Below are 11,627 nucleotides of genomic sequence, written 5' to 3' on the forward strand. Positions count from 1 at the left end.
GTCTCAGCGCGCCGGCACAGCGCGCCTGGCCAGCCGCGCCAGGACCGTGGGGCGCGGGAACCACGGCAGGCGGTCGTCCGCGGACCACGCGTAGGACGGCACGCCGTCGGTCAGCAGGTCGCGCACACCGACCAGGCCGAGCTCGGCCGCCGACCAGTCGTAGACCTGCCGCAGGCGGGGCTGGATCACGCCGACGTCGAGCAGGCGGCCCAGCTGGTGCTCGATGGCCACGTACCGCTCGACGTCGTCCCCGAGCGGGTAGGTGGCGGGCAGGATCCGGGCCATCGAGAGGAAGAGTCCCGTCATCCTCACCCGCGGGTCGCCGAGCGCGGGCGCGACGGACGCGAGCCAGCCGAGTGCGAGCCGCGGCGCGGACACCAGCGCATGCGCGTAGAGCACGCGCATCAGGACGAGGTTGATGAAGAACCGCTCGGTCCGGCTCTCCCGCTCGGCCAGGTCGCGGTGCTCCAGATAGGCCGCGACGATGCTGACGTTGTGCGCGCGGTACCAGTTGCGCGCGGTGGGTTCACGGACGAACTCCAACGACGCCAACGCACTCGGCGTGGTCCCCGCCGGATCGAAACCGGCGGCCAGTGCGCGTGCTTCCCAGCCGTCACGCATCAGGCGCTCGTTGACCGCCCGCCACCACGGACTGCCCGCGCCCGGCCGGAGCAGGCCGCGCCGCAACTGCCACCGCACGAACGCGACCGCGGCACGGCGGTAGGGCAGGTGCGCCATGACCTCGTCATCGGATCCGTTGTAGAGCAGGCACATCAGCGCGAGCCGGGCGTCCGGGTCGTCGCGAACCCGGCTCACCTTCGCCATGGCGAACTCAGCCGCGGTCGACATCCCGCCATTCTCCCCGAACCCGCATCGACCGGGGTAGTGGCGCTTCGTCGATTGACGCCGGAACTCGGTGCGCGCCAGGGTGGTGGCTCGAGCGCGTTTCGACCGCAGGGGGACTCTGATGCGGGCACCATCGCGAACGGTGAAGGTCGTGCTGGGCGTCGTGCTGATCATGGGCGGGATGGTCGCGCCCGCCGCAGCAGCGGGGCCGTGCAACGCCAAGCCCGCCCGGTCGACCACGGGCGGGGTGATGGTCGGCATCACCTGCTCCTCGCCGACCGCGTTCATCGACGGCTTCGGCGACAACGCGTCGGACGCCAACCGGGAAGCGTTGCTGCTGCGGCGGTTCCAGGTCACCGTCGGCCCGACGTGCAGCGGCACCCGGAGCCGGACCGCCACCGGCGGGTTCGAGCTGGGGATGACCTGCAGCGGACCGACCAACTTCATCACCGCCTACGGCACCACGCTGTCCGCCGCCGCGGCCGAAGCCCGGCTGCTCGAGGCGATGGCTCCCGGCAGGCAATGCACGGACACGTTCGTGAACAAGGTGTCCGGCGGCTTCCAGGTGAAGGGTCACTGCACCTCGCCGACCGTGTTCTTCAGCGGGATCGGCACGACGGTGACCGCGGCCGCCGAGAACGCCCGGCTCTCCTCGGGCGTGGGCTGACCTTCACCCTTCGCGGGTGAGGTCGCGCCTGGGAATCAGCAGCGCGGAGAGGACGCCGAGCAGGGCGAACCCGCCCAGCGTCACGAGCGCCACCGCGAACGGATGCCCGCCGGGGTGGGCGGCCCCGGTCAGGATCGAGCCCGCGAGCGCCGTGCCCAGCGACGACCCCAGGTTCGACACGCTGCGCGACACCCCGGAGATCTCGCCCTGCGCCGAGTCCGGCCAGCTCGACTGGACGAGGTTCACCGACGCGGTCAGCATGATCCCGATCCCGACGCCGAGCAGGAACAGACCGGGCACGAAGCTCAGCACGCCCGAGTCGGCTCGCGCGAGTGCGAGCAGGAGCAGCAGGCCCGCGGTCGTGGTGCTGAACCCGGCGCGGATCAGCCTGCGCTGGGAGTGCCGCCGCGCGAGACGGGGCGCGGCGGCCGAGGACAGCAGGATGCCGATCGTCGCGGGTACCAGCACCAGGCCGGTCTGGATCGCGTTGTAGCCCCGAACCTGTTGCAGGAACACGGAGATCACGAAGAACGATCCCTGCAGGACGAGCCACTGCAGGTGCTGGGTCACCAGGCCGAGGTTCGACGTCCGGTCGCGGAACAGCGCGGGTGAGCAGAGCGGGGCCTCACCCTTCTTCTCCCGCGCCCTGATGTGCACCGCGAACCCGGCCAGCACGGCGAGTCCGGCGGCCATCCACGCGAGCGGCCCACCGGTCCACCCCGCGCCCGCGGTCCGCAGCACGCCGCCGACCAGCAGGACCATGCCCGCCGCCGCGAGCACGGCCCCGAGCACGTCGAACCGCGGTAGCGGCCGGGGACGCGGCGGGTCGACGATCCGGCGGGCCAGCACCACGATCCACGCCACGACCAGCACCTGCAGCAGGAACGACGCGCGCCAGCCGAACTGGGTGGTGACGAGACCGCCGACCAACGGCCCGGCGGCGGCGCCGAGACCGGCCGCGCCGCTCACCACGCCGAAGTACCGCGCCCTGGCCGCGACGTCGTCGAACGCCACGGTGATCAGGATGTAGATCGGCGGGATCAGCAACGCGGAGCCGATGCCCTGCAGCAGCGAGTACCCCGCGATCAGCAGCCCGAGCCCCTGAGCGAACGTGGCCAGCACCGCGCCCGCCCCGTAGACGACGAGCCCGGCGACGAGGCACGTCTTGCGTCCCCAGATGTCGGTCAGCTTGCTGCCCGGCACCATCAACGCCGCCATCGTGAGGGTGAACAGCGTGATCGCCGTCTGCACACCGAACACCGTCGTCCCGATGTCCGCGGCGATCGCGCTGATGGCCACGTTCATGTTCGTGGCGGCGTAGCTCGCGATGAACTGGCTCAGCGCCAGCGGCAGCACGATCCCGCGGGCCGCCACACGACCTGGTTGGGGCATCGCTCCACGGTGCGGCATCGGCGAGGAGACGTCCTCACCCGCTCCGGATGACCCTGCCGTGATTTCCCCTTGCCTCCAACCACATCAGAGCTCGAAGCGATATCCCATGCCGGGCTCGGTGATCAGGTGGCGCGGGTGGGCGGGCACCGGTTCGAGCTTGCGCCGCAGCTGCGCCATGTACACCCGGAGGTACTGGGACTCGCCGACGTGCGACGGTCCCCACACCTCCCGCAGCAGCTGCTTCTGCGACACGAGACGGCCGGGGTTGCGGACGAGCATCTCCAGCAGGCCCCACTCCGTCGGCGTCAGGTGGACCTCGGCGTCACCGCGGTGCACTTTCTTGACCACGAGGTCCACCGTGAACGTCGCCGTCCGCACCACCGGGTCGTCGGCCACCTGCGCGCTGGCGGACCGGCGCACGGCGGCGCGCAACCGGGCGAGCAACTCGTCCATGCCGAACGGCTTGGTCATGTAGTCGTCGGCGCCCGCGTCGAGCGCCTCGACCTTCCTCGCGGACTCGGTGCGCGCGGACAGCACGATGATCGGGATGGCCGTCCACCCGCGCAGGCCGGCGATGACGTCCACGCCGTCGATGTCCGGGAGTCCGAGGTCGAGCACGACCACGTCCGGTTTCGCCTCGACGGCCACGCTCAGCGCGGTTCTGCCGTCGTACGCCGTCATGACGTGGTACCCGCGCGCGGTGAGGTTGATGCGCAACGCTCTGACGATCTGCGGTTCGTCGTCGACCACCAGTACCGAGGTCATGCCGGCGTCTCCTCGTGAACGGGCAACGAGATCACGATCGTGAGCCCGCCACCCGGTGTGTCCTCGGCGGTGATCTCGCCGCCCATCGCCTCGGTGAAACCCTTGGCCACGCTCAGTCCCAGTCCGACGCCGGGTGTCGCGTCGCGGTCGCCGAGCCGCTGGAACGGCGTGAACACGCGGCCGCCGGACTTCTTGGGCAACCCGCGCCCGTGGTCCACGACGCGCAGCTCCACGTGGTCGCCGTGCGCGCTCGCGCGCACCGCCACCTCGGGTTCGTCGTCGGCGACCCGCCCGTCGCCGTCCACGTCGACGAGCCGGCGCGGCGACAGGCGTCCGTGCCGCAGCGCGTTGTCGACGACGTTGGCGACCACGCGTTCCAGCAGGCCGAGGTCGGCGCGGACCGGTGGCAGCTGCTCGTCCACGTTCACCGACACGGCGCGTCGTTCCTCGACGCCGGACAACGCACTGGCCACCACCTCGTAGTAGCCGACCGGCCGGATCACCGGCACCACCGCGCCGGTCGCCAGCCGCGACGAGTCCAGCAGGTTGTCCACCAGCCCGGTCAGCCGGTCCGCCGACTCCTCCACGGTCGCCATCAGCTCCGAGACGTCCTCTGTGGACAGACGCAGCTCCGGGTCGCGCAGGCTGCCGATCGCGGCCTTGATGGACGTCAACGGCGTGCGCAGGTCGTGGCCGACGGCGGACAGCAGCGCGGTGCGCAGTTCGGTGGTCTCGGCACGACGCTGCGCATCGAGTGTCTCGGCGGCCATCCGCTGCTGCCGCAACGCCATCAGCGCCTGCCCGGCGGCGGCCTCCAGCACCCGCTGATCGCTCGCGGGCAGGGTGGGGCCGCGCAGCGCCAGGTGCACGTCGGAGGTGACGGCGACGTCCGCGTCCGCCTCGTCGGGCTCGTCGCACGGCCGCGGGCCGATGCAGGCGACCCGTTCCCAGCCGCCGTTGCGGCGCTCCAGCAGTGCGACTGACTCCAGCCCGAAGTTCTCCCGCACCTTCTCCAGCAACCTGGCGAGCGGGTACGGGCTGGTGAGCACGGTCCGCGCGTAGGAGGCCAGCAGCGCCGCCTCGGTGCGCGCCCGCGCTCCCTGCTCGGCCAGCCGGGCGGCCCGGTCCACGACGAGCGCGACGAGCACGGCGACGATCACCATCGCCACCAGGGTGATCACGTTCCGCGGGTCGTTGACCGCGAGGCTGTAGCAGGGCGGCGTGAAGAAGAAGTTCAGCAGCCCGGCGCCGATGAACGCGGCGAACAACGCGGGGCCGAGGCCGCCGATCAGTGCGACGACGCAGGTGGCGAGGATGAACCCGACCAGGTCCGTCGAGTAGTCCAGTCCGTTCTGCCACAGCAGGCCGAGCCCGGTGACCGCGGCGGGCAGCACCGCCGACGCCGCCCAGCCCGCGCTGCGCCGCGACCGGCTCAGCGCGTTGCGCCCGATCTTCCAGCGCAGCCCGCGGCGGGCCTCGTCGTGGGTGACCATGTGCACGTCGATCGGGCCGGACGCCTGCACGACCGCGGAGCCGATGCCCTCGTCGAACGCCCGCGCCAGCCGGGAGCGCCGGGACGTGCCCAGCACGAGCTGCGTGGCGTTCACCCCGCGGGCGAACTCCAGCAGCGCGGTGGGCACGTCGTCACCGACGACGGAGTGGAACGTCGCGCCGAGGTCCTCGGCGATCCGGCGGCACTTGGCGACCACCTCCGGTGCGGGGCCCGCGAGGCCGTCGCCGCGCATGACGTGCACGACGAGCAGTTCGGCACCGGCGCGCACCGCGATCCGCCGGGCGCGGCGGATCAGGGTCTCGCTCTCCGCTCCCCCGGTGATCGCCACGACGACGCGTTCGCGGGTCTCCCAGGTGTCGGTGATCCGCTGCTCGGACCGGTAGCGCTGCAACGCCACGTCCACCTGGTCGGCCACCCACAGCAGTGCCAGCTCGCGCAGCGCGGTGAGGTTGCCGACCCGGAAGTAGTTGCCCAGCGCAGCATCGATCTTGTGCGCGGCGTAGATGTTGCCGTGGGCCAGCCTGCGGCGCAGCGCCTCGGGAGTGACGTCGACGAGCTCGATCTGCTCGGCGCGGCGCACGACCTCGTCCGGCACGGTTTCCCGTTGCCGCACACCGGTGATCCGCTGCACGACGTGGTTGAGCGACTCGAGGTGCTGGACGTTGACCGTGGACAGCACGTCGATGCCCGCGTCGAGCAGCTCCTCGATGTCCTGCCAGCGCTTGTCGTTGCGGCTGCCGGGGACGTTGGTGTGCGCGAGCTCGTCGACCACGGCCACCTCGGGCGCGCGGGCCAGCAGCCCGTCGACGTCCATCTCGGTGAAGCCGGCGCCGCGGTGGTGGATCTCCTCGCGGGGCAGGATCTCCAGCCCTGCCAGCAGGTCGGCCGTCTTCTCCCGGCCGTGCGTCTCGACGAGGCCCACGACGACGTCCGTGCCGCGCTCCCGGCGCCGGTGAGCCTCGCCGAGCATGGCGAAGGTCTTGCCGACACCGGGAGCCGCACCGAGGTAGATGCGCAGCTCGCCGCGCTTCACCTCACCGTTCGAGTGCACGGTTGAGCGCCGTCACATTGACAGTCTCGGTGAATCCGGTGCTCGTGTTCTCCGCGACGAGCTCGCGCACCTCCTCCTCGGGCAGGCCGGTCGCCCGTGCCACGCGGGGCACCTGCAACGCGGCGTACGCCGGGCTGATGTGCGGGTCGAGTCCGGACGCAGACGCGGTCACCGCGTCCTGCGGCACCTGGTCCTCCGCGACACCCTCGCGCCGCGCGATCTCCGTTCGGCGCTCGGCGATGACCTGGTCGTAGTCGGGGTTCAGCTCACCCTTGTTGGAGCCCCCGGACGCGGGCAGCGTCGCCGCGGACGGCCTCGTGTGGAACCACCGGTCGCCCTCGCGGTCCACGCCGACGAGCGTGGTGCCGACCGCCTCCGCGTTGCCGTGCAGGCCGGGCACCCGCGACACCGCCCACACCGCGGCCGGGTAGAGCACCCCGGTGAGCACGGTGAGCACCAGCAGGACGCGCAGCCCCGCGAGTGACTGCTTGACGAAGTTGTTCATGTCATCCGATCCCGGGAATCAGTCGCACCAGCAGGTCGATCAGCCAGATCCCGACGAACGGCGTGACGATGCCGCCCAGTCCGTAGATCAGCAGGTTGCGCCGCAGCAGCGCCGACGCGCTGGACGGCGTGTAGCGAACACCCTTGAGCGCCAACGGGATCAGCACCACGATGATCAGCGCGTTGAAGATCACCGCCGAGAGGATCGCCGACTGCGGCGTGGCGAGCCCCATGATGTTGAGCAGGCCGAGCTGCGGGTAGATCGCGGCGAACATGGCGGGCAGGATCGCGAAGTACTTCGCGAGGTCGTTGGCGACGGAGAACGTCGTCAGCGCGCCGCGCGTGATCAGCAGCTGCTTGCCGATCTGCACGATCTCGATCAGCTTGGTCGGGTCCGAGTCGAGGTCGACCATGTTGCCTGCCTCCTTCGCGGCCGACGTGCCGGTGTTCATCGCGACGCCCACGTCCGACTGCGCGAGCGCAGGCGCGTCGTTGGTGCCGTCACCGGTCATCGCGACGAGCCTGCCGCCCTCCTGCTCCTCGCGGATCAGGGCCATCTTGTCCTCGGGCTTGGCTTCGGCGAGGAAGTCGTCGACGCCTGCTTCTGCCGCGATCGCCTTGGCGGTCAACGGGTTGTCGCCGGTGACCATGACCGTGCGGATGCCCATTGCCCGCAGCTCGGCGAAGCGCGCCTTCATGCCGGGCTTCACCACATCGGACAGCCGGATGACACCGAGTACGACGTCGTTCTCCGCGACGACGAGCGGGGTACCGCCCTGCTCGCTGATCTCGTCGACCACCTCGCGCGCCTGTGCGGTCAGCGTGAACGCGGAGGCGGCGCCCTTGCGGATGCGGCGGTCACCGAGGTCGATGCCGCTCATGCGGGTCTGCGCGGCGAACGGGACGAAGTCGCCGGTCTTCTCGTGCTCGGTGGCGGGCTGTCCGCCCGTCAGGTCGAGGATGCTCCGGCCTTCCGGCGTGCCGTCGGCGAGGCTCGCCAGCCGCGCGGCCGCGACCAGCTCGTCGTGCGACGCGCCGTCGACGGGCACGAACTCGGTGGCGCGCCGGTTGCCCCAGGTGATGGTGCCGGTCTTGTCCAGCAGCAGCGTGTCGATGTCGCCCGCCGCCTCGACCGCCTTGCCGGACATGGCGAGGACGTTGCGCTGCACCAGCCGGTCCATGCCCGCGATCCCGATCGCGGACAGCAGTGCGCCGATCGTGGTCGGGATCAGGCACACCAGCAGCGCGGTGAGCACGACGACCGACTGCTCGCCACCGGAGTAGATCGCGAACGGCTGCAACGCCACCACGGCGAGCAGAAAGATGATCGTGAGCGTGGACAGCAGGATCGTCAGCGCGACCTCGTTCGGCGTCTTCTGCCGTTCCGCACCCTCGACCAGCGCGATCATCCGGTCCACGAAGGACTCACCTGGCTTGGTCGTGATGCGGACGACGATCCGGTCGGACAGCACCGTGGTGCCGCCGGTGACCGCGCACCGGTCGCCGCCCGACTCGCGGATCACCGGCGCCGACTCGCCCGTGATCGCGGACTCGTCGACCGTCGCGATGCCCTCGACGACGTCACCGTCGCCGGGGATGACCTCGCCCGCCTCGACCACGACCAGGTCACCGATCTTCAGCTCGGCTCCCGGCAGCACGTCGCCGTCGAGCAGCCTCGCCACGGCGTCGGTCTTGGTCCTGCGCAACGAGTCGGCCTGCGCCTTGCCCCGGCCTTCGGCGACGGCCTCGGCGAGGTTCGCGAAGAGAACCGTGAACCACAGCCACACCGCGACCGCGGCGGTGAACACGCGGGGGTCGCTGATCGCGAAGACGGTGACCAGCAGCGAGCCGACCCACACCACGAACATCACGGGGTTGCGCAGCTGGTGGCGCGGGTGGAGCTTGCGGAACGCGTCGGGCACGGCGTCGGCCAGGTGTCCCCTGGCCACCACCTTCGGTTTCGGCGCGACGGGTTTCTCGATCGTCGTGGTCACAGCAGGGCCTCCGCGATGGGACCGAGAGCGAGAGCGGGGACGAACGTGAGCGCGGCGACCAGCACGATGGTGCCCGCCAGCAGCGTCGCGAAGAGCGGACCTGTCGTGGGCAGCGTGCCCGCGGTGACCGGCACCTTCTTCTGCGCCGCGAGGGATCCCGCGAGCGCGAGCACCGCGACGATCGGCAGGAACCGGCCGAACGCCATGCACACGCCCAGCGACGACTGGAACCAGTCGTTCGTCACGGTGATGCCCGCGAACGCGCTGCCGTTGTTGTTCGACGCCGACGCGTAGGCGTAGAGGATCTCCGAGAGCCCGTGCGAGCCGGGGTTGTTCAGCGCGGCGCCGGTGCTCGGCAGGACCGCGGCGACTCCCGCGAAGATCAGCAGCACGGTGGGCATCGCCAGGATCGACACCGCCGCGGCGGTGACCTCCTCGCGCCCCAGCTTCTTGCCGAGGTACTCGGGCGTGCGGCCGACCATCAGGCCGGCCAGGAACATCGCGATGATCGCCATCACCAGGATGCTGTAGAGGCCGGTGCCGGCACCGCCCGGCGTCATCTCGCCGAACAGCATGTTCAGCAGCGTGCCGCCGCCACCGAGCCCGGTGAAGCTGTCGTGCAACGAGTTGATCGCACCGGTCGAGGTGCTCGTGGTCGAGTTGGCGAAGATCGCGCTCCCCGGAACGCCGAAGCGGAGCTCCTTGCCCTCCAACGGGCGCAGGCCGTTCGCCTCGGCCACCCAGATGACGGCGAGCATCGCGGACCAGATCAGGCCCATCACGCTGAGCAGGACGTAACCCTGCTTCTTGTTGCCCACCAACGTGCCGAACGTCCGGGTCAACGACACCGGGATCACCAGCAGCAGGAAGATCTCGACCAGGTTCGACCACGCGTTCGGGTTCTCGAACGGGTGCGCCGAGTTGGCGTTCAGGATGCCGCCGCCGTTGGTCCCGAGCTCCTTGACGGCCTCCTGCGACGCGACCGGCGCGGTCGCGACGAGCTGACCGTCGACGTGCACACCGGACTTGAGGCTCATCGTCACGCCGAGCGCGATCAGCACGATCGCGAACACGAAGGAGATCGGCAGCAGGATGCGCACGACGCCGCGGACCAGGTCGACCCAGAAGTTGCCGAGCCGGTCGCTCTGGTGCCGCAGGAACCCGCGCACCAGCGCGACCGCGACGGCCATGCCGACCGCGGCGGACACGAAGTTCTGCACCGTCAGGCCAGCCATCTGAACTGTGTGGCCCATGACCGTCTCCGGGACGTACGACTGCCAGTTCGTGTTGGTCACGAAGCTGATCGCCGTGTTGAACGACATCCCGGGCGGCACGTCGCCGCGGCCGAAGTCGAACGGCAGGACGGACTGGATCCGTTGCAGCACGTAGAGGACGACGACGCTCACGAACGAGAAGCCGAGCACGCCGAAGGCGTAAATGCTCCACTTCTGTCCGGCATCGGGATCCACCCGGCCCAGCCGGTAGATCGCGAGCTCGAGCTTCGAGTGCTTCGTCGCCGAGTACACGCGGGCCATGTGGTCACCGAGCGGCCGGTGCACGACCGCCAGTGCCACGACGAGGATGCCGACCTGCACCAGGCCGGCCGCTGTGGGAGACATCAGAACTTCTCCGGCCTGATGAGAGCGATGAACAAGTAGACGATCAGCAGCAACGCGAGGACGCCGCCGACGGCGTTCGCGAGCAGGCCGGTGCCGCTCACAACCTCTCCAGTCCGCGCACGGTGAGCGCCAGCAGGAGGAAAACCCCGATCAGCAGCAACGCGTAGGCCAGGTCGGCCATGAGCGCGCTCCCTTCCGACGACAAGTGGTTCCGACGGCCGAAAGCGTGCATCACCGAAGTGGGGGTTTTGGCTGCTCTGACGACACCTTGACACCTGTTGCGGCGTCCCTTACGCGTTCTTGATGCCGACGAGACCCCGGTCTCATCCCGACGAGGCCACGGCGGTCACCGGGCGTGATCCACCTCGGTGTGCCGCAGGGGGGCACGCGCGGCACGGTGATGGCACGGCCGTGGCACACCCGTGTCACGCCTTGGAGGTATGGGTGAAAACAGGGGTGGATTGACCCAGGTGCGGTACCGCGCGGGCAGCTGGCAGGTTCGGCTGGTCGGTGCGGTGGCCGTGCACGGGGTGAACGGCACGTGGGAAGCGCTCGACGTGGGGAGCCGCAAGGCGAGAACCCTGCTGGCGCTGCTCGGTGCGTCGCACGGACGGCTGGTCACCGTCGAAACCGTCGTGGACGAGCTGTGGGGAGACGAGCCGCCGCGGCAACCGGAGGCCAACGTCGCGACGCTGGTCAGCAGGCTGCGGGCGAAGTTCGGGCCGGACGTGATCGCGGGCGGCCGGCAGGGATACCGGCTGGGAAACGCGGTCGGGGTGGACCTGCACGACGCGGCCGACCTGGTGGCACAGGCGGAGGCCGCGCTGGGCAGCGGTCAGCCGCGGGCCGGGTTGCTCGCCGCCGAGCAGGCGCTCGAGCTGATCGGCGGGGGTCCGGTGCTCGCCGACCACCCGTCGTCGGAGTGGGCCGACCGGGCCCGTGCCAGGCAGGCCGAGCTGCTGCGCCGCGGCCGGCACACGGGTGCGGAATGCGCGTTGCGGGAAGGACTCTCGGCGCGAGCGCAGACGTTGGCCGAAGCCGCGATCACGGCGGATCTGCTCGACGAACGCGCCTACGGCATGCTGATGCGCGCCCACGTCGCGGTCGGCGAACCGGCCAGGGCACTCCTCGCCTACGAGCGGCTGCGCGCCACGCTGGCCGCCGAGCTGGGCACGCTCCCGGTCGCCGCGACCCGTGACCTGCACGTCTCCATCCTGCGGGCAGACGTGATCTCGGCGTGACACGAGCCCAGCTGTGCCGTGGAGCGAGCTTTCCC

Annotated in this window: 10 protein-coding genes; 2 read left to right on the top strand and 8 right to left on the bottom strand. The window is 70.7% G+C overall.

Going from position 1 to position 11,627, the window contains the following annotated elements:
* Nucleotides 1-3 precede the first annotated feature (3 nt).
* Nucleotides 4-849: a hypothetical protein gene (locus tag FKR81_RS19775; protein WP_146353580.1), complete on the bottom strand. Its 846-nt coding sequence runs from the start codon at nucleotides 847-849 to the stop codon at nucleotides 4-6.
* A gap of 139 nt (nucleotides 850-988) precedes the next feature.
* On the opposite strand from FKR81_RS19775, the gene FKR81_RS19780 reads away from it, so the two are divergent.
* Nucleotides 989-1,513, top strand: a complete 525-nt coding sequence (locus FKR81_RS19780) for a hypothetical protein (RefSeq protein ID WP_146353581.1) — start codon at nucleotides 989-991, stop codon at nucleotides 1,511-1,513.
* Nucleotides 1,514-1,516: 3 nt separating this feature from the next.
* Here FKR81_RS19780 and FKR81_RS19785 read toward each other — a convergent pair whose 3' ends face one another.
* From FKR81_RS19785 to kdpF, 7 genes are all read right to left on the bottom strand, one after another.
* Nucleotides 1,517-2,905 carry an MFS transporter gene (locus tag FKR81_RS19785; RefSeq protein ID WP_146353582.1) on the bottom strand — a complete coding sequence of 463 codons (1,389 nt, stop codon included), beginning with the start codon at nucleotides 2,903-2,905 and terminating at the stop codon, nucleotides 1,517-1,519.
* Between the two features lie 84 nt (nucleotides 2,906-2,989).
* Complete coding sequence (locus tag FKR81_RS19790; protein ID WP_146353583.1) at nucleotides 2,990-3,670, bottom strand: response regulator; 681 nt, start codon at nucleotides 3,668-3,670, stop codon at nucleotides 2,990-2,992.
* Nucleotides 3,667-6,234 (bottom strand): sensor histidine kinase, encoded by a 2,568-nt coding sequence (locus FKR81_RS19795; RefSeq protein ID WP_146353584.1) that lies wholly within the window; start codon nucleotides 6,232-6,234, stop codon nucleotides 3,667-3,669. The genes FKR81_RS19790 and FKR81_RS19795 overlap by 4 nt, the downstream gene beginning before the upstream one ends.
* On the bottom strand, nucleotides 6,218-6,739 hold the full coding sequence (locus FKR81_RS19800) for a potassium-transporting ATPase subunit C (protein ID WP_146353585.1): 522 nt from the start codon (nucleotides 6,737-6,739) through the stop codon (nucleotides 6,218-6,220). The genes FKR81_RS19795 and FKR81_RS19800 overlap by 17 nt, the downstream gene beginning before the upstream one ends.
* Before the next feature lies 1 nt (nucleotide 6,740).
* On the bottom strand, nucleotides 6,741-8,690 hold the full coding sequence (gene kdpB / locus FKR81_RS19805) for a potassium-transporting ATPase subunit KdpB (protein ID WP_235921661.1): 1,950 nt from the start codon (nucleotides 8,688-8,690) through the stop codon (nucleotides 6,741-6,743).
* A 38-nt stretch (nucleotides 8,691-8,728) separates the two neighbouring features.
* Nucleotides 8,729-10,351 carry a potassium-transporting ATPase subunit KdpA gene (kdpA, locus tag FKR81_RS19810; RefSeq protein ID WP_146353587.1) on the bottom strand — a complete coding sequence of 541 codons (1,623 nt, stop codon included), beginning with the start codon at nucleotides 10,349-10,351 and terminating at the stop codon, nucleotides 8,729-8,731.
* Complete coding sequence (gene kdpF / locus FKR81_RS19815; protein WP_146353588.1) at nucleotides 10,351-10,452, bottom strand: K(+)-transporting ATPase subunit F; 102 nt, start codon at nucleotides 10,450-10,452, stop codon at nucleotides 10,351-10,353. Before kdpF ends, kdpA begins: the two co-directional genes overlap by 1 nt.
* 369 nt (nucleotides 10,453-10,821) lie before the next feature.
* Between kdpF and FKR81_RS19820 the strand changes: the two genes are divergently transcribed.
* On the top strand, nucleotides 10,822-11,592 hold the full coding sequence (locus FKR81_RS19820; protein ID WP_235921662.1) for an AfsR/SARP family transcriptional regulator: 771 nt from the start codon (nucleotides 10,822-10,824) through the stop codon (nucleotides 11,590-11,592).
* Nucleotides 11,593-11,627 lie beyond the last annotated feature (35 nt).

The sequence above is a fragment of the Lentzea tibetensis genome (assembly GCF_007845675.1).
GTDB classification, from domain to species: Bacteria; Actinomycetota; Actinomycetes; order Mycobacteriales; family Pseudonocardiaceae; genus Lentzea; species Lentzea tibetensis.